Annotated in this window: 18 protein-coding genes; 5 read left to right on the top strand and 13 right to left on the bottom strand. The window is 60.3% G+C overall.

From position 1 onward, the window contains the following. Position 1 precedes the first annotated feature (1 nt). The 8 genes from sucC to sdhC form a co-directional block, all read right to left on the bottom strand. Positions 2-1195, bottom strand: a complete 1194-nt coding sequence (gene sucC, locus PL599_RS16170; RefSeq protein ID WP_269824759.1) for an ADP-forming succinate--CoA ligase subunit beta — start codon at positions 1193-1195, stop codon at positions 2-4. A 33-nt stretch (positions 1196-1228) separates the two neighbouring features. After that, positions 1229-2191: a malate dehydrogenase gene (gene mdh / locus PL599_RS16165; RefSeq protein WP_003523512.1), complete on the bottom strand. Its 963-nt coding sequence runs from the start codon at positions 2189-2191 to the stop codon at positions 1229-1231. A 178-nt stretch (positions 2192-2369) separates the two neighbouring features. After that, the gene (gene zapE / locus PL599_RS16160; protein WP_142912976.1) at positions 2370-3533 is read right to left on the bottom strand and encodes a cell division protein ZapE; all 1164 of its coding nucleotides are present in this window, start codon (positions 3531-3533) and stop codon (positions 2370-2372) included. Positions 3534-3625: 92 nt separating this feature from the next. Continuing rightward, positions 3626-4168 carry a protease inhibitor Inh/omp19 family protein gene (locus tag PL599_RS16155; protein WP_269824760.1) on the bottom strand — a complete coding sequence of 181 codons (543 nt, stop codon included), beginning with the start codon at positions 4166-4168 and terminating at the stop codon, positions 3626-3628. A 205-nt stretch (positions 4169-4373) separates the two neighbouring features. After that, a complete protein-coding gene (locus PL599_RS16150) occupies positions 4374-5153 on the bottom strand; it encodes a succinate dehydrogenase iron-sulfur subunit (RefSeq protein WP_004443810.1) in 780 nt (259 codons plus the stop codon). 15 nt (positions 5154-5168) lie between these two features. Beyond that, positions 5169-7010, bottom strand: a complete 1842-nt coding sequence (gene sdhA / locus PL599_RS16145) for a succinate dehydrogenase flavoprotein subunit (RefSeq protein ID WP_269824761.1) — start codon at positions 7008-7010, stop codon at positions 5169-5171. A 7-nt stretch (positions 7011-7017) separates the two neighbouring features. Continuing rightward, positions 7018-7398, bottom strand: a complete 381-nt coding sequence (sdhD, locus tag PL599_RS16140; RefSeq protein ID WP_077985506.1) for a succinate dehydrogenase, hydrophobic membrane anchor protein — start codon at positions 7396-7398, stop codon at positions 7018-7020. Positions 7399-7409: 11 nt separating this feature from the next. After that, positions 7410-7802, bottom strand: a complete 393-nt coding sequence (gene sdhC / locus PL599_RS16135) for a succinate dehydrogenase, cytochrome b556 subunit (protein WP_077985505.1) — start codon at positions 7800-7802, stop codon at positions 7410-7412. Positions 7803-8109: 307 nt separating this feature from the next. On the opposite strand from sdhC, the gene PL599_RS16130 reads away from it, so the two are divergent. Next, positions 8110-8478 carry a hypothetical protein gene (locus PL599_RS16130; protein WP_165691381.1) on the top strand — a complete coding sequence of 123 codons (369 nt, stop codon included), beginning with the start codon at positions 8110-8112 and terminating at the stop codon, positions 8476-8478. Here PL599_RS16130 and PL599_RS16125 read toward each other — a convergent pair whose 3' ends face one another. The 5 genes from PL599_RS16125 to tsaD all read right to left on the bottom strand — a co-directional run bounded on the left by PL599_RS16125 (position 8479) and on the right by tsaD (position 12041). Then, positions 8479-9123, bottom strand: coding sequence for a class I SAM-dependent methyltransferase (locus tag PL599_RS16125; protein ID WP_269824762.1), 645 nt, complete (start codon positions 9121-9123; stop codon positions 8479-8481). 7 nt (positions 9124-9130) lie between these two features. Further along, a complete protein-coding gene (locus tag PL599_RS16120) occupies positions 9131-9574 on the bottom strand; it encodes an EVE domain-containing protein (RefSeq protein WP_003492407.1) in 444 nt (147 codons plus the stop codon). Positions 9575-9580: 6 nt separating this feature from the next. Next, positions 9581-9874 (bottom strand): YciI-like protein, encoded by a 294-nt coding sequence (locus PL599_RS16115; protein ID WP_052818748.1) that lies wholly within the window; start codon positions 9872-9874, stop codon positions 9581-9583. 86 nt (positions 9875-9960) lie between these two features. After that, a complete protein-coding gene (locus PL599_RS16110) occupies positions 9961-10944 on the bottom strand; it encodes an NAD(P)H-dependent glycerol-3-phosphate dehydrogenase (RefSeq protein ID WP_077985502.1) in 984 nt (327 codons plus the stop codon). Continuing rightward, positions 10944-12041 (bottom strand): tRNA (adenosine(37)-N6)-threonylcarbamoyltransferase complex transferase subunit TsaD, encoded by a 1098-nt coding sequence (tsaD, locus tag PL599_RS16105; protein ID WP_077985501.1) that lies wholly within the window; start codon positions 12039-12041, stop codon positions 10944-10946. Before tsaD ends, PL599_RS16110 begins: the two co-directional genes overlap by 1 nt. Positions 12042-12114: 73 nt before the next feature. Between tsaD and hemC the strand changes: the two genes are divergently transcribed. The 4 genes from hemC (at position 12115) to PL599_RS16085 (ending at position 16929) form a co-directional block, all read left to right on the top strand. After that, on the top strand, positions 12115-13044 hold the full coding sequence (gene hemC, locus PL599_RS16100; RefSeq protein WP_269824763.1) for a hydroxymethylbilane synthase: 930 nt from the start codon (positions 12115-12117) through the stop codon (positions 13042-13044). A gap of 4 nt (positions 13045-13048) precedes the next feature. Beyond that, complete coding sequence (locus PL599_RS16095; protein ID WP_142912971.1) at positions 13049-13789, top strand: uroporphyrinogen-III synthase; 741 nt, start codon at positions 13049-13051, stop codon at positions 13787-13789. 73 nt (positions 13790-13862) lie between these two features. Beyond that, positions 13863-15308 (top strand): COG4223 family protein, encoded by a 1446-nt coding sequence (locus tag PL599_RS16090; RefSeq protein WP_142912970.1) that lies wholly within the window; start codon positions 13863-13865, stop codon positions 15306-15308. Between the two features lie 4 nt (positions 15309-15312). Next, positions 15313-16929 carry a heme biosynthesis protein HemY gene (locus PL599_RS16085; protein ID WP_077985497.1) on the top strand — a complete coding sequence of 539 codons (1617 nt, stop codon included), beginning with the start codon at positions 15313-15315 and terminating at the stop codon, positions 16927-16929. Positions 16930-16936: the final 7 nt, after the last annotated feature.

Here is a 16936-nt window from a genome sequence, read left to right as displayed (position 1 = left end):
ATTAGCCGTTGATCGCCGCGACGATCTTCTTGGCTGCGTCGTCCAGATCGTCAGCAGCCGTAATCGCAAGGCCCGATTCGTTCAGAAGCTTCTTGCCGAGTTCGACGTTGGTGCCTTCGAGGCGAACAACGAGCGGAACCTGCAAACCGACTTCCTTCACCGCGGCGATGACGCCTTCGGCGATAACGTCGCACTTCATGATGCCGCCGAAGATGTTGACGAGGATGCCCTCGACCTTCGGGTCGGCAGTGATGATCTTGAAGGCTGCCGCAACCTTCTCCTTGCCGGCGCCACCGCCGACGTCGCAGAAGTTTGCCGGCTCCTTGCCGTAAAGCTTGATGATGTCCATCGTCGCCATGGCGAGACCGGCACCGTTGACCATGCAGCCGATGTTGCCGTCGAGCGCCACGTAAGCGAGGTCCCACTTGGAGGCTTCGATTTCCTTGGCGTCTTCTTCGGTCTCGTCGCGCAGCGCCTTGACGTCGTCATGGCGGAACATGGCGTTGCCGTCGAAGGAAACCTTGGCGTCGAGAACGCGCAGATTGCCATTTTCCATGACGATCAGCGGGTTGATCTCGAGAAGAGCCATATCCTTCTCGCTGAAGGCCTTGTAGAGGATCGGGAAGAGCGACTTGGCATCTTCGGCTGCAACGCCGTCAAGCTCGAGAGCCTTGGAGATCGCAGCAACGTCGGCATCGGAAACGCCCTTTTCAGGGTTGATGGCGATGGTGTGGATCTTCTCTGGCGTGTCGTGGGCGACAGCTTCGATGTCCATGCCGCCTTCGGTGGAAACCACGAAAGCAACCTGGCCGACCGAACGGTCTACCAGCAGCGAGCAGTAGAGTTCGCGGGCAATATCAGCGCCGTCTTCGATATAGAGACGGTTGACCTGCTTGCCTGCATCGCCCGTCTGCGCCGTTACCAGCGTGTTGCCGAGCATGTCCTTGGCGTGGGAAACGACTTCTTCGATGGACTTCGCCAGACGAACGCCGCCCTTGGCGTCCGGGCCGAGTTCCTTGAACTTGCCCTTGCCGCGTCCGCCAGCATGGATCTGGCTCTTGACGACGTAAAGCGGGCCGGGAAGCTGCTTTGCGGCAGCTTCTGCTTCTTCGACCTTGAGAATGGCCACGCCTTCAGCAACCGGCGCGCCGTAGCCCTTCAGAAGAGCCTTGGCCTGATATTCGTGAATATTCATGGAATAATCCCTGTTTGGAGCCGCTTGAGGCTATTACTTCAGCGACGGAGCGATGTTGACGCAGGCTTCGCAAAGCCCGGCGACGGCACCGACGGATTTCTGGAAGGCGGCTTCTTCTTCCTTGTTGAGTTCGATCTCGATGATGCGCTCGATACCGCCTGCACCGATGATGGTGGGAACGCCCACATACATGTCGTCTACGCCATACTGACCCGAGAGATGGGCAGCGGCGGGCAGGACGCGCTTCTTGTCCTTGAGGTAGGATTCAGCCATTTCGATTGCAGATGCAGCCGGCGCGTAATAGGCCGAGCCGGTCTTCAAGAGGCCGACGATTTCCGCACCGCCGTCACGGGTGCGCTGAATGATCTGCTCAAGACGCTCCGCCGTCAGCCAGCCCATCTTGACGAGGTCGGTCAGCGGTACGCCAGCAACGGTGGAGTAACGGGCGAGCGGCACCATGGTGTCGCCGTGACCGCCGAGAACGAAAGCGGTAACGTCTTCAACCGAAACGTTGAACTCTTCAGCGAGGAAGAGGCGGAAACGCGCGCTGTCGAGAACGCCGGCCATGCCGACGACCTTGTTCTTCGGCAGGCCGGAGAACTTCTGCAGCGCCCAGACCATGGCGTCGAGCGGGTTGGTGATGCAGATGACGAAAGCGTTCGGCGCGTACTTCTTGATGCCGGCGCCAACCTGTTCCATGACCTTGAGGTTGATGCCGAGAAGATCGTCGCGGCTCATGCCCGGCTTGCGGGCAACACCTGCGGTGACGATGCAGACGTCAGCGCCTTCGATGGCGGCGTAATCGGAAGCACCGGTGAGCTTTGCATTGAAGCCTTCAACCGGGCCGGACTGGGCAATATCCAGACCCTTGCCCTGCGGGATACCGTCGGCAATATCGAAGAGGACGATATCGCCCAGTTCCTTCAGGCTGGCCAGATGCGCCAGCGTGCCGCCGATCATGCCAGAACCAATAAGTGCAATTTTTTTGCGAGCCATCGAATGCTTCCTCTTGAGCTTCAATTCAATTTCACCGCGCCAAACCGGCAGCCAAATTGTCGCACTTCGATTAGCCCCATTGGCTAAAATTGGCAACAGATTCTTTCGTGATCAGTATTTTCAATCGTTTAGATCATTATTTTCTTACGTAAACGTAAGAAAATACGTCACGAAAGTGTCAAAGTTTCTGCCGTTTCTCGAGATGAAGCGCCAGATAATCGGCGCTGCGCATCTCAAACAGACGCGAGGCGGTGCGATCGAACTCGAAACCTTCCGTCCCCTTGCGTTTGCCGAGCAGGTCCTCCGGCATGGCGGCAGCGGAGGCAAAAAGCCTGACGCTGTGATCGTAAAGTGCGTCGATGAGGATGATGAAACGCTTGGTCTCGTTGCGCTTGTCCGCGTTCAAGAACGGGATATGGTCGATGAAGACCGTATCGAAACGATTGGCGATAGCCAGGAAGTCCGAAGCCCCAAGCGGTTTTTCGCAGAGATCGGAAAAGGAAAACCGGGCGACCCTGCCGCTGGCGCGCGGCACCAGAATGGAACGCCCCTTCATCGGTATCTCGGTCGGCGCAACAAGATGGCCGCCAGTCATATGCCGCCAGGCCATGTCCATCGCCTGATCCGCCGAACCGTCGAGCGGGGTGACATAGACCGGAAGGCTTTCCAGCTTCTCCATCCGGTAGTCGGTGGGGCTGTCCAGCGTCACCACCTCAACATATTTCTTCAGCAAGTCGACGAAAGGCAGGAACAGGCCGCGATTGAGCCCGTCTTTGTAAAGATTGTCGGGGACGACGTTGGAGGTGGTCACCAACGTGCAGCCATTGGCGAAGAGCTCGCTGAACAGCCGGGCGAGGATCATTGCATCGGCAATATCCGTGACGGTGAACTCGTCGAAGCAAAGGAGCTCCGCTTCCGCCAGAAGTTGGGCCGCGACAGGTGGAATGGGGTCTGCCTGTTTGGTTTCGCCATTTTTCAACTTCTGCCGGTGCGCATGCACACGATTATGCACATCCGCCATGAATTCATGAAAATGGCAACGCCGCTTGGAAGAAACGGGCGCCATCTCGTAGAACATGTCCATCAGCATCGTCTTGCCGCGACCGACGCTGCCATAGACATAGAGACCCTTGACGGCCGCCGCAGGTCCGGACTTGCGCGCGAACATCCAGCCAAGCGCACTTTTTTTTCTGGCGGGCTTGCGCGCTTTCAGATCGGCAAGGATACGGTCGAGATGAGCCGCCACGCCTAGCTGGGCGGCGTCGGCCTGCAAAGTGCCAGCTACCGTCAATGCGTTGAGCTGTTCAACGACACTATGGTTATAGTCAGGCAATGGCTTCATGAAAAAGCGCCCCGGACGCGGGCGCAAATCCGCACCCGCGACGAATGGAATGGCTTAGAGCGAAGAAGGCAATCCGGCTGCACCGGAAATGCTCATCGGCTGAGGCTGAGCGGCTGGCCGCTATTGGTCGTGCCGTCAAAGCGCGCATCGGCGCTTTTGTAGACACGGCCGATCGTATTGCCGGCGCGGTCCTTGAAGAGGACCATCTTGCCGGAGACTTCCCAGGAACCCATTGCCGTCAGCTCGCCCGCACAACCGCGCGTGCCGCCACGGGAGCCGGCGCCGAGATTGGTGAGTGTCAGGAACATGTCGCAATTGGCACCGCCGTTGGAAACGCGCCAGTTGCCGACCATGGATTCCTTGGTAACGTCGAGGGCCGTTGCCGGGGGCGCTGCAGAAGCGACATTCACGCCGCCAGGTGCTGCGGATGCCGGAGCCGATGGGAACTGGCTGCCGGAAGCGCCACCGGGCGGCGGCAAGGCGCCGGACTGGACCGACGGCACCGGTTGCGCCTGCAACGGCGGCGTATAACCGGGATTGTTGCTGCCACTATTGTTGTAATCGTAGGAGGTACGTTGGCAACCGGCAAGGCCCATCACAACGGCAAGGCCCGTCACCACATATCTGAATTGCATATCAAGCTCCCGATTCTCTCGCTTCCGGAAAGACAGTGATCAAACAAGAAGGCTGAATTATTACCAAAGCCTTATCTTGCGCAAGCGATGGCCGGGATAATTACCATTTCGGTCGATTTTTACCGAATTTTCCCGTGCCGGGTTGTAAAAAGGGCCACGGTCGAGACCGTGGCCCGATAGGGTTTCCGTCGTCAGCGAATCGCCTTCAAACGCGGCGCTCGACCATCATCTTCTTGATTTCCGCAATCGCCTTGGCCGGGTTCAAGCCCTTGGGGCAAGCCTGCGCGCAGTTCATGATGGTGTGGCAGCGGTAAAGGCGGAACGGATCCTCGAGATTGTCGAGACGCTCGCCGGTTGCCTCGTCGCGGCTGTCGATCAGCCAGCGATAGGCCTGCAGCAGAACGGCCGGACCAAGATAACGGTCGCCATTCCACCAGTAGCTGGGACAGGAGGTGGAGCAGCAGGCGCAGAGAATGCACTCATAAAGACCGTCCAGCTTCAGGCGATCCTCATGGCTCTGCTTCCACTCCTTGGCGGGTGTCGGCGAGACTGTCTTCAGCCAGGGCTCGATGGAGCGGTGCTGCGCATAAAAGTTCGAGAGATCGGGAACCAGGTCCTTCACCACGGGCATATGCGGCAGCGGATAGACCTTCACCGTCCCGTTGATCTCGTCCATGCCCTTGGTACAGGCGAGCGTATTGGTGCCGTCGATGTTCATCGCGCAGGAACCGCAGATACCTTCGCGGCAGGAGCGACGTAACGTCAGCGTCGGGTCGATATTGTTCTTGATGTAGAGAAGCGCATCGAGAACCATCGGTCCGCAATCATCGACGTCGATATAGAAAGTGTCGATGCGCGGGTTCTGGCCATCATCCGGATTCCAGCGATAGACGCGGTATTCGCGCACATTCTTGGCACCATCCGGCTTCGGCCAGACCTTGCCTTCGTTGATCTGGGAATTCTTGGGGAGAGCGAGTTCAACCATATCCAGTTCCTCAAATCAGTAGACGCGCGCCTTCGGCTCGATCTTTTTCGGATCGATGCCGTCGGCGATGAGGTCGGTGTGAACCGGGCGATAGTCGAGTTTGACGTCCCCTTCGGGGCTGACCCAAGCAAGCGTATGCTTGCGCCAGTTCACGTCGTCGCGACCGCCGAACGGACCGTCGACGAAATCCTCGCGGGCGTGCGAACCACGGCTCTCCTTGCGCGCTTCCGCACCGTAAACCGTCGTGATGGCATTGGCCATCAGGTTGTGCAGCTCGAGCGTCTCGACCAGATCGGAGTTCCAGACCATCGAACGGTCGGTGACCTTGACGTCGGGCAGTTCCTTCCAGATCGCCGAGAGACGGCGGCAGCCGCTTTCCAGCGATTCCTGGGTGCGGAACACGGCCGCATCGTCCTGCATGGCGCGCTGCATTTTGTCACGCAGCACCGCCGTCGGCGTCGAGCCATTGGCGTAACGCAGGCTGTCGAAGCGTTCCATGATCTTGTCGCAGGCCGCAACGTCGAGAGCCGGAACCGGCGCATCGCGATCGATGACCTGGGCGGCGCGAATAGCGGCAGCACGACCGAAGACCACGAGGTCGATCAGCGAGTTGGAGCCGAGGCGGTTCGCGCCGTGAACCGAGGCGCAACCAGCTTCGCCCACAGCCATCAGGCCGGGTGCGATGCGTTCCGGGTTGCTGGCATCGGCATTCAGCACTTCACCCCAATAGTTGGTCGGAATGCCGCCCATATTGTAGTGAACCGTCGGCAGAACCGGGATCGGCTCGCGTGTGACGTCAACGCCGGCAAAGATCTTGGCGCTTTCGGAAATGCCCGGAAGACGCTCGTGCAGGATCGCCGGATCGAGGTGATCGAGATGCAGGAAGATGTGATCCTTGTTCTTGCCGACGCCGCGGCCTTCACGGATTTCCATGGTCATGCAGCGGGAGACAACGTCACGCGAGGCAAGGTCCTTCGCCGAAGGCGCATAACGCTCCATGAAGCGCTCGCCTTCGGAGTTGACGAGATAACCGCCTTCGCCGCGCGCGCCTTCGGTGATGAGGCAGCCTGCGCCGTAAATGCCGGTCGGGTGGAACTGAACAAATTCCATGTCCTGAAGCGGCAGGCCGGCGCGGGCAATCATGCCGCCGCCGTCGCCGGTGCAGGTGTGGGCAGACGTTGCCGAGAAATAGGCGCGACCGTAACCGCCGGTCGCCAGCACCACCATCTTGGCGGAGAAGCGATGGATCGTACCGTCATCAAGGTTCCAGGCAACGACGCCGGTGCAACGGCCGTCTGCCGACATGATGAGGTCGAGCGCGAAATATTCGATGAAGAATTCCGCATTGTTGCGCAGCGACTGGCCATAAAGCGTGTGCAGAATGGCGTGGCCGGTACGGTCGGCGGCGGCACAGGTGCGCTGCACCGGCGGGCCTTCGCCGTAATTCTGCATATGACCGCCGAACGGACGCTGGTAGATCTTGCCTTCTTCGTTACGCGAGAAAGGCACGCCGTAATGCTCCAGCTCATAGACCGCCTTCGGCGCTTCCATGGCGAGATATTGCATGGCGTCGACATCGCCCAGCCAGTCGGAGCCCTTCACGGTATCGTAAAGGTGCCACTGCCAACAGTCGGGCGTCATGTTGGTGAGCGATGCGGCGATGCCGCCCTGCGCTGCGACGGTATGGGAGCGCGTTGGAAAAACCTTGGTGATGCAGGCGGTCTTGAAACCCTGCTCGGCCATGCCGAGCGTGGCGCGCAGACCGGCGCCGCCGGCGCCCACCACGATCACGTCATAGGAGTGATCAACATAGGTATAGGCCTTGCCATTCTGGGAAGGTGAACTGATCGAAGCCATGGCGAACTTATCCTACGAATGCGATTTTCAGGATGGCGAAGATCGAAAGGCCACCGATGAGGATCGCGAAAAATGTATTCAGCATCAGAAGAACGAGCTTCGAAACCTCGGCGTGAACGTAGTCTTCGATGATGACCTGCATGCCGAGCTTCATGTGGATGAGGCCGGAGACCAGCACCAGAGCCATGATGACCGCAACGAGCGGGTTCGACAGCGCGGCGGCGACTTCCGGATAGGGGGCGCCGGCATATTTGATCAGGAAGATCACGAAGAAGATCAGCAGCGGAACGTTGGCGACCGCAGTGACGCGCTGGCGCAAGAAATGGTCCGTACCTTCCTTGGCAGAGCCGAGACCGCGAACCTTTCCGAGAGGTGTACGCATATCCATGAAAAATCTCCTCAGCGCACGATCAGGGCAATGACCCAGATCAGCGCGGTCAGACAGATCGACACGACCCACGAGGCCTTTGCCAGCTTGGTGGTAAAGTGCTTTTCAAAGCCATGACCCAGATCCCACATGAAGTGGCGAAGACCACCCAGCATGTGGTGAACCAGAGCCCAGGTGTAACCGATCAGGATGAGCCTGCCGATGATGGTGCCCATCGCCCAGTTGACCCAGTCGTAATAGGCAGGACCCGAGGCAAGCGCGATCAGCCACCAGGCAACCAGAAGCGTTCCGAAATAAAGCGCGCCGCCGGTGATGCGGTGCACGATGGATGCAACCATCGTCGGAATCGGCTTGTAAATTTGAAGATGCGGCGACAGAGGCCGGTTATTAGTCGCATTCGCCATCAGAACCTCGCGGCGTTTTCCCGTGCGCCCATCAGATAAGGACGCCCCCAAGCAACAGCACATGACGAAAGAATGTGCATTGCACCAACCGCGACGTTTAATCACATGGCAGCGTCACCACAAGCACATTTCACGGCCGATTCGAATTTAATCGATTGGTTCACGATTTTTTTTTGGAATTTTTTTGCGTCGAAATAAAAAATCGAGCGTTTCCAAGATTTACGCCCCCGAAATATTTACCTTTACGTAATTCAGAAAAGGTGTAATTTACGATTGGTTAACCTCAAAAAACCGGAGCATGAGGCTCATGTTACAGCGCCGAATCGCCGCCCTGACCATGACGGTCGCTGGCGCAATTTTCGCCTCCGTGCCACCGGCGGCGGCAGAGGATTTTTATGGCCGCCACCAATATCGGCATCATCAATCCGATGTAAGCTTCTCCACCGATGGGTTGCCATCAACCCTTCCCGGCGGCACCTATGTCGGCGGCATAGCAGCCCTGCGGGTGCGCGGGAACGGCAACTATTTCGCGATCAACAGCGGATTTTCACGAAGAGGTGCAGCCGATAAAACGGGCATGCAACTGGCCCCCAGGGCGACAATCATCTCTGTCCATGCCGAAAACGCCGACGATGCCTGCGCGTATGAGCATGGCGTCTGCATCATCAGGCCCTGATCAGATAAAACGCCACACCGTGGTCTTCTTCACTTCGCTGTCTTCCAGCGCCCGCGTCACCGGCACCTGATAGGTCGCCTCGGCGCGAAGGCGCTCTTTGGGCAGATAGGCCCGCCCCGGATCGCCGACGAGGACGCTCACACCCTTCGCCGTCAGCGCCAGAAACCACGGCACGAGAAGATCGGCAAAGTCGCGGTCGTAGAACACATCGCCCGCCAACAGGACATCGGCCTCGACCGGCTTGCCGACTAGGTCTAACCCCGTAAAGCCGATATCCACGCCATTGAGTGCAGCATTCAACCGAATGGCCGTTTCTGTCCACGGATCGATATCCGCTGCCAGAACCTTGGCTGCGCCGGCCTTCGCCGCCGCGATGGCAACCAGCCCGGAGCCACTGGCGAAATCCAGCACATACTTGCCGCAAACACTCTCAGGATGATCGAGAACATAACGAGCAAGCCCCTGCCCGCCAGCCCAGGCGAAGGCCCAAAACGGTGGCGGCAAGCCGATCTCCTCAAGCTCATCCTCCGTCTTCAGCCACAGCTCATGGGCTTCCGTCGCAAGATAAAGCCGCAATTCCGGCACATGCGGCGGACGCATAATGCCAGTGTTGTCGAGAATGAAGCGTTGGGGATCGGTCCTCACCGAAGCATCAGTCCGGTGACTTAGGCGGATTGGCGAGGCCACCCATGCGACAAACCTCGAGATACTCCTCCTCCGTCACCGGCTGCACGGAAAGCCGCATGGAGGTGACGAGAGACATCTTTTCCAGCTTCGGGTTGGCCTTCACATCCTTCAGCGAAACCGGTTGCGGCATATCGCAGACGGCACGGATATCGACGCAATCCCACTTCAGATCTCCTTCCGCAGTCGAGTCCGGATGCGACAATGCACAGACTTCGACAATGCCGACGACATCCAGCCCCTCATTGGAGTGGTAGAAGAAACCCTTGTCGCCAATCTTCATGGCGCGCATATTGTTGCGCGCCTGATAATTGCGCACGCCGGTCCATTCTTCACCGGCCTCACCCTTGGCCTTCTGCATTTCCCAGGACCATTTGAACGGCTCGGACTTGTAAAGCCAATAATTCGCCATATCCGATCACGCCCCCGGATTGTTGAAGACCCAGTTATAGGGCTTCACATCGACACTTTCGAACAGGCCGGCCTTGGCATAGGGATCGGCGTCGGCAAGGGCCTTGGCCGCATCGATATCGGCAGCTTCCACGATCACGAGGCTGCCATTCGGCTTGCCTTCGGCATCCAGAAACGGACCGGCGATCTTCAGCGTGCCTTCTGCATTGAGTTTGTTCAGATGTTCCAGATGGGCCGGGCGCGTTTCCATGCGCACGTTAAGATGGCCCGGCTTGTCCTTGCAGATAAAGGCAAACAGCATTGTCGTCTCCTTGCTGGAGCATGTCCCCCGAAGCGTCAGCGGTTTCGGGATCAGGACATGCGTAAAACATCATTTGACCGCCCACCTCACTCGGTGGTGATCGGCCGTGTCATCAATTGTTGCATGGCGCTCGCCACATCCAGATTGCCGTCAATGATAGCGGCCACCGCTTCGGTAACCGGCATGTCGACAGCGTGACTTTCCCCGAGCCGGGCGGCGACGGCAGCAGCGAAGGCGCCTTCCACCAGCCCGCCGGACATGTCCTTGCCCTCGCCCCGGCCAAGCGCGATGCCGAAACGCAGGTTGCGCGACTGGTGGCTGGTGGCGGTCAGCACCAGATCGCCGAGGCCCGAGAGACCGCGCACCGTGTCCGCCTTGCCGCCCATGGCGACGATGAGCCGCGACATTTCGGCAAGCCCACGCGAGATCAGCGCCGCGCGGGCGGAATCACCAAGGCCAGCGCCTTCAACAATGCCGGCGGCAATGGCGAGAACATTCTTCAGCGCCCCGCCCAGCTGCACGCCGATGCGGTCGGTCGAGGCATAAAGCCGGAAGGTCCTGCCGGAAATCGTGGTCGCAAGCCGCTCGGCAACCTCCGGGTCTTCCGCCGCAATCGCCATGGCCGTCGGCAAGCCGCGCGCAATATCCGCCGCGAATCCCGGACCGGAGAGAACCGCAATCGGATGATGCGGCAATTCCGCTTCCAGAAGTTCCGTCAGCAGTCGGCCGGAGCTGCGGTCGATGCCCTTGGCGCAGGTGACGACGATAGAGTCATTAGCCAGATAAGGACCGTAATGACGGGCCGCATCCGCATGAGCCTGTGAGGGCATGGCGAAGAGCACGATATTGGCGCCAGCCAGCACATCCGGCTCGGCCGAAAATTCAAGCGCGTCCGGCAGATCGACACCCGGCAGAGCCGCCTCGTGAACACGATCAACCTCCAGATCGGCCATCAGCGATGGATCACGGCCGAGCAAGGTGACGTCATGCCGGTTTTCCAACGCAATAACGACGGCAAGCGCTGTTCCGAAGGCGCCGGCGCCGATAACGACGATTTTTTCCCGCTGCATCAGGCCTTGGCTCCCCTTTTACCGAATCCGATCAGTGTCTCCGCGTTGCCGTCCAGCGGCCAGCGCGAGCGCGGCGGGATTTCGAGCGGATCGGGGTCACGGCCATCCGCCATGCGCTCCAGTCCCGCCCAGGCGATCATCGCCGCATTATCCGTGCAAAGCCGGTGCGGCGGCGCAACGAAACGGAAGCCATGGGTATCGCAAAGCGACTGCAGCGTCTGGCGGATTTCCTGATTGGCCGCAACGCCGCCGGCGACGACCAACGCAGGTGTCGTCTCCAGCTGCGGAAACTCCTGGCTGAAACGGGCAAGGCCACGGCCGATACGGTCCTTCAGGGTGCGCGACACCGCTTTCTGGAAGGAGGCGCAGATATCGGCAATATCCTGCTTCGAAAGCGGCGCGATGGCGGTCGCGGCCTGCCGCACCGCTGTCTTCAAGCCCGAGAAGGAAAAATCGAGCCGTGTCTCTCCCACCATCGGGCGCGGAAGCGGAAAACGGTCCGGGTCACCCTTTGCCGCCGCTTTCTCTACGGCAGGCCCGCCAGGATAGGGCAGGCCCAGAAGTTTCGCGGTCTTGTCGAAGGCTTCCCCCAAAGCGTCATCAATGGTGGTTCCCCAGCGCTCGTAGTCATCCACGCCACGCACCAGCACCAGCTGGGTGTGGCCGCCGGACACCAGCAACATCAGATACGGGAACGACAGACCATCGGTCAGCCGCGCCGTCAGCGCGTGGCCTTCCAGATGATTGATGGCGTAAAGCGGTTTGCCGGCCGCCTTGGCGATAGCCTTGCCGGTCATCAGCCCCACCAGCAGGCCACCGATGAGGCCGGGGCCGGATGTGGCGGCAATGGCGTCGACATCGGCAAGAGTGACGCCCGCCTGCTCCAGCGCCTCTTCCACCAGCGTATCCAGCGCTTCGACATGGGCGCGGGCGGCAATTTCAGGCACCACACCGCCATAAGCGCTGTGTTCCTCCAGCTGCGACAAAACGACGTCGGAGACGATCTCACCACGCCCGTCCGCATGCCGAACCACAATGGATGCAGCGGTTTCGTCACAGCTTGTCTCTATGCCAAGAATACGAAGAAAGGGGGCCATCAAATCTGTTCGTTCATTGCGATCATGCGCTGAGTTGGTCTAAGACAACTCCGGTAACAATGGATAGACGCGGATGCAAACAAAACCTTTCCGAATCGGCACGCGCGGCAGCCCGCTGGCGCTCGCGCAGGCTTACGAGACGCGCAACCGGCTGATGGCGGCGCATGGCCTGCCGGAAGAAATGTTCGAAATCGTCGTGCTGTCCACCAAAGGCGACCGGATAACCGACCGCGCTTTGTCGGAGATCGGTGGAAAAGGCCTCTTCACAGAGGAGCTGGAAAACCAGCTTCTATCAGGCGAACTCGATATGGCCGTGCATTCCTCCAAGGACATGCCGACCGTTCTGCCCGAAGGCCTCTATCTGTCCGCTTTCCTGCCGCGCGAAGACATACGCGACGCCTTCATCGGTCGCACCGCACCGAAGTTGCTGGAGCTGCCACAGGGCGCCGTTGTCGGCTCCGCATCTCTGCGCCGTCAGGCACTCATCCGCCGCCTGCGTCCGGATCTCAGCGTCATCGTTTTCCGCGGTCTGGTCGATACGCGTCTGCGCAAGCTCGAAGAAGGCCAGGCGGATGCCACACTTCTTGCTTTTGCCGGCCTGAAGCGGCTCGGCAAGGACAATGTGCCGACGGAAATTCTCGACCCGAAGGAATTCCCTCCGGCTCCTGCCCAGGGCGCAATCGGCGTGGAAAGCCGCATCGGCGATACGCGCATGGACAAACTGCTCGCTCCGATAAACGACAGGCCCACTCATGATGCCGTGACCTGCGAGCGCGCCTTTCTGGCAGCACTCGATGGTTCCTGTCGCACGCCGATTGCCGGCTACGCCACCTGCGACGGCGGCGACTTGCATTTTTCCGGCCTGATCCTCACCCCCGATGGCCAGACGAGCCACGGCATCGAAATCTCCGGCAACCGCCGCGATGCGGCAACGCTCGGCCGGCAGGCCGGCGAAGATGTGCGCGCCAAGGCCGGCAGCAATTTCTTCGAAGGCTGGAGCTGAGGCGATGCGGATCGTCGTCACCCGGCCGCAGCGTTCGGGCGAAAGGACGGCCGCAAAGCTTGAAGCACTTGGCCATGAGCCGGTGCTTCTTCCGCTGTTTTATCCTGTCCATCATGGGGAACGCGCCGTCTCGGCGCTATCCGCCCCGCTGGCGGCCATCGCGGTGACCAGCGCCGAGGCGCTGCGGGCGCTGGAAACATCCCGGGACGGGCTGGCTCCCTATCTGTCAAAACCGCTTTTCGCCGTCGGCGGAGCAACGGCGGAAGCGGCGGAAAAAACCGGCTTCGAACAGATTTTCACCGCCTCCGGCGACGCCGCCAGTCTGACCGCACTGGTAGCTGAGCACCAGGTTCTGTTTTCCGAAGAAGCACCGCTGCTTTATCTCGCCGGCAGGCCCCGTGGCGCCACCTTCGAGAAGGGCCTTGCCGCCGCTGGCATTCCCTTCAGAACGGTAGATTGTTACGAGATGCTGCCCTCCGGCATTCCGCAGACAATGCTTGGGACGGCGTTTGTCGAAAGCGCTGCCGATGTGGTCCTGCTCTATTCATCGGAAGCAGCGCGGGCCTTTTTTCATCATGTATCGACGCAAAAATACGTGGCGGCGCTGGCAACGACACAAATCATCTGCATCAGCCACAACGTGCTGTCTCTCGTTCCTCAAATCTTCCGCGCAAACGCCAAGGCCGCCAGCGAGCCGAGCGAGGCGGCAATGTTTGAACTTCTGCGCCATAACTCTGGAACCTAATTCGAGCTCGCCTCTTTCCTTTGCCGCCGTCACTGACTAGGTTTAGATTACTGCAGGCAGAAATGAGGTTGTCATGGTATCGGGAAAGCCGCCACGCCACTCCAAGTCCAAAGCCGAACCGGTCACCATCGACCTGGACGCCAAAGACGTGAAAGCAATTTCCGCCGACGTGGACGCTGCGAAGACGGACGAAAAGCCCGGTGACAAAACACCGGAGGCTACAGCAGCGCCTGGAGTTTCGGCCGCAAAGTCGCAAGCAGCCGCAACGGGTAACCCCGCCCCCGTCTGGGACCAGCCCAAGAAATCCCCTATCGAGCCCGAACCCAATATCGGCAAAGCTGAATCCGGGGCCACGGCGCCCAAGGCTGAAAGCGCTGCGGGCAAACAGAAAGAGCCTGTCTCGACGGCCCCTGTTCCGCCGAAAGCCGATACAAAACCGTCGACGGGCGCCACTGACACGAGCGCCGCTGCGGCGGCTGCGGCGAAGCCGGCCTTCGGCTCTACAGCGTCCTCCAGCGCATCCAGCAGCGACGGCGCTGCAAAACCATCGACGGCAACCTCTTCCTCAGGACCGGCAAAGCCCTCCACACCACATCAGGTGGAGCGCAAACAGGCGGCGACCTCCGGCCTCATCGCGGCTGGTATCGTCGGCGGCCTTGTGGCGCTCACCGCCGCAGGCAGCATGCAATATGCCGGCATCCTGCCCTCCTTTAATGCAGGCCAGGCGGGAAGCGAGGAAATCGCCGCATTGAAAACCGATCTGAGCAGCTTACGGCAGCAGCTTGCCAATGCGCCTGCCGCCGATACCTCGGCGCTGGAACAGCGCATCGCAACCCTCGAGGGCGCAAAGGGTGAGACCCCACAAATCGATGGACTGTCGGAAAAAATCGCCGCGCTGGAATCCACCCTCCAGTCGGAGCGATCCGCGCAGGCATCGGCGACGGCGGAACTGACACGCCGTCTTGCGGATGCGGAAGCCAAGATCAATGAACCGCGCGACGATATCGAAGTCGCCCGCGCCATTGCTTCCGCCGCGCTGAAGGCCGCGATCGATCGCGGTGGGCCGTTCCTCACCGAACTCGACACGCTATCGAAGGTCACGCCTGATGATCCGGCCATCGCATCGCTGCAATCCTTCGCCGCAACCGGCGTACCATCGCGTTCCGAGTTGATGCAGAAATTCCCCGATGTTGCCAATGCGATGCTGTCGGCCATCAACCAGCCTGACCCCAATCAGGGCATTATGGAACGCCTGACGGAAAGCGCCTTTTCGCTGGTGAAGGTGCGCCCCGTCGGAAATATCGAGGGCGAGACCCCCGAAGCCCAGATTGCGCGCATGGAAAACAAGCTGCGCAACGGCGATCTGCAAGGCGCGGCGCTTGAATGGAACGGGCTTCCCGATGCCGCCAAGACGGCATCGGCCGATTACAAGAAATCGCTGGATGCGCGCATCGAGGTCGAAAATCTGGTCGGCGGCACGTTGAACCGCGCCATCACCAGCACCGGCAGGCAGGGGTAAGGGCATGACCAGAATTCTGACTTTCGCCGTTATCGTTCTGGCTCTCGGCTTCGGTTTTTCCTGGCTGGCGGACAGGCCGGGCGTGCTATCCATCGTCTGGCAAGGCCAGCTGATCGAAATGAGCCTGATGGTCGCGGCCTCCATAATTGCGGCGCTGGTCGCCGCCGTTATGCTGGTCTGGTGGGTCGTCAACGCCATCTGGACCTCGCCCAATGCCGCGCGTCGTTATTTCCGCGCCCGCAAGCGCGACCGTGGTTATCAGGCGCTATCCACCGGTCTCATTGCCGCCGGCGCCGGCAATGCCCTCCTTGCCCGGAAGATGACGGCACGAACACAGGGGTTGCTCAGCGCCGATCAAGAGCCACTGATCCACCTGCTCGACGCTCAGGCCGATCTCATCGAAGGAAAATATGACGCGGCGCGGCGCAAATTCGAAGCCATGGCCCGCGATCCCGAAACCCGCGAACTTGGCCTTCGGGGCCTTTATATCGAGGCGCGCCGTCAGGGCGCCTACGAAGCCGCCCAGCAATATGCCGAGGATGCGGCGGAAAAGGCGCCCTATTTGCCCTGGGCAGCACAGGCGACGCTGGAAAATCGTTGTCGCAACGGACAATGGGACGATGCCATACGCCTGCTCGACCAACAGAGGGCGGCCAGTGTCATCGAACGCGGCGAGGCGGAACGGCTGAAAGCGGTGCTTCTCACCGCCAAGGCCGGCGAAAAGCTGGAAAGCGACCCCGTGGGTGCCCGCGAGGATGCCAAACACGCGCTCAAGCTTGCCAAGAGCCTCGTTCCGGCAGCGCTGATCGCAGCAAAATCCTATCTGCGCGAGGACAATCTGCGCAAGGCGGCCACGGTTCTCGAACCCGTCTGGAAACACGATCCGCATCCGCAACTCGCCGAACTTTATGTCCGCGCCCGCAGCGGCGATACCGCCATCGACCGACTGAAACGGGCTGAGCGGCTGGAAAGCCTGAAGCCCAACAATATCGAATCCCTGTTCGCGGTGGCGCAGGCGGCGCTCGACGCCAAGGAATTCGCCAAGGCGCGGGCCAAGGCCGAGGCTGCCGCCCGGATCGAGCCTCGCGAAAGCATCTTCCTGCTGATGGCCGACATCGAGGAAGCCGAAACCGGTGATCAGGGCCGGGTACGCTACTGGATGGCACAGGCGCTGCGCGCGCCGCGGGACCCCGCCTGGGTTGCCGATGGCATTGTTTCGGAAAAATGGCTGCCGGTGTCGCCCGTTACCGGCCGTCTCGATGCCTTCGAATGGAAAGCGCCTTTCGGGCAACTCGAAGGCCCCGTCGAGGATCTCACGATCGAAAATGCGATTGCCGCAGCACCGGCAAGGGCCGAACCGGCTGCGAAGACAATCATTGCAGAAGCCGCGCCGGAGACACGCGCCGAACCGAAACCGATCCCGGCCGCGCCGATTGAGGTCAAACCGGCCGTATCGGTCCCAAAGGAGAAAAAGCCTGTTACAATTGAGGCGCCGGTGGAAACCGATGCATCGAATGGGAAGGCGGAGGCCGTGCCGTTTTTCGGCGGCGCGCCGGATGATCCGGGCGTCAAGAAATCAGGCGCGGAAGCCGAACCCAAGACGCGGCTCAAACTCTTCTGACCAACAG

Origin of the sequence: Agrobacterium sp. ST15.16.055, from assembly GCF_027956555.1 — a bacterium.
Taxonomy (GTDB): domain Bacteria; phylum Pseudomonadota; class Alphaproteobacteria; order Rhizobiales; family Rhizobiaceae; genus Agrobacterium; species Agrobacterium salinitolerans.
The sequence above is the reverse complement of the archived record's forward strand: the minus strand, read 5'-3'. Positions and strand labels throughout refer to the sequence as shown.

Excerpts from the sequence above, each read along its gene's own strand:
- sucC (WP_269824759.1), bottom strand. The coding sequence starts at position 1,195 with ATGAATATTCACGAATATCAGGCCAAGGCTCTTCTGAAGGGCTACGGC.
- mdh (WP_003523512.1), bottom strand. The coding sequence starts at position 2,191 with ATGGCTCGCAAAAAAATTGCACTTATTGGTTCTGGCATGATCGGCGGC.
- zapE (WP_142912976.1), bottom strand. The coding sequence starts at position 3,533 with ATGAAGCCATTGCCTGACTATAACCATAGTGTCGTTGAACAGCTCAAC.
- PL599_RS16155 (WP_269824760.1), bottom strand. The coding sequence starts at position 4,168 with ATGCAATTCAGATATGTGGTGACGGGCCTTGCCGTTGTGATGGGCCTT.
- PL599_RS16150 (WP_004443810.1), bottom strand. The coding sequence starts at position 5,153 with ATGGTTGAACTCGCTCTCCCCAAGAATTCCCAGATCAACGAAGGCAAG.
- sdhA (WP_269824761.1), bottom strand. The coding sequence starts at position 7,010 with ATGGCTTCGATCAGTTCACCTTCCCAGAATGGCAAGGCCTATACCTAT.
- sdhD (WP_077985506.1), bottom strand. The coding sequence starts at position 7,398 with ATGGATATGCGTACACCTCTCGGAAAGGTTCGCGGTCTCGGCTCTGCC.
- sdhC (WP_077985505.1), bottom strand. The coding sequence starts at position 7,802 with ATGGCGAATGCGACTAATAACCGGCCTCTGTCGCCGCATCTTCAAATT.
- PL599_RS16130 (WP_165691381.1), top strand. The coding sequence starts at position 8,110 with ATGTTACAGCGCCGAATCGCCGCCCTGACCATGACGGTCGCTGGCGCA.
- PL599_RS16120 (WP_003492407.1), bottom strand. The coding sequence starts at position 9,574 with ATGGCGAATTATTGGCTTTACAAGTCCGAGCCGTTCAAATGGTCCTGG.
- PL599_RS16115 (WP_052818748.1), bottom strand. The coding sequence starts at position 9,874 with ATGCTGTTTGCCTTTATCTGCAAGGACAAGCCGGGCCATCTTAACGTG.
- PL599_RS16110 (WP_077985502.1), bottom strand. The coding sequence starts at position 10,944 with ATGCAGCGGGAAAAAATCGTCGTTATCGGCGCCGGCGCCTTCGGAACA.
- tsaD (WP_077985501.1), bottom strand. The coding sequence starts at position 12,041 with ATGGCCCCCTTTCTTCGTATTCTTGGCATAGAGACAAGCTGTGACGAA.
- hemC (WP_269824763.1), top strand. The coding sequence starts at position 12,115 with ATGCAAACAAAACCTTTCCGAATCGGCACGCGCGGCAGCCCGCTGGCG.
- PL599_RS16095 (WP_142912971.1), top strand. The coding sequence starts at position 13,049 with ATGCGGATCGTCGTCACCCGGCCGCAGCGTTCGGGCGAAAGGACGGCC.
- PL599_RS16090 (WP_142912970.1), top strand. The coding sequence starts at position 13,863 with ATGGTATCGGGAAAGCCGCCACGCCACTCCAAGTCCAAAGCCGAACCG.
- PL599_RS16085 (WP_077985497.1), top strand. The coding sequence starts at position 15,313 with ATGACCAGAATTCTGACTTTCGCCGTTATCGTTCTGGCTCTCGGCTTC.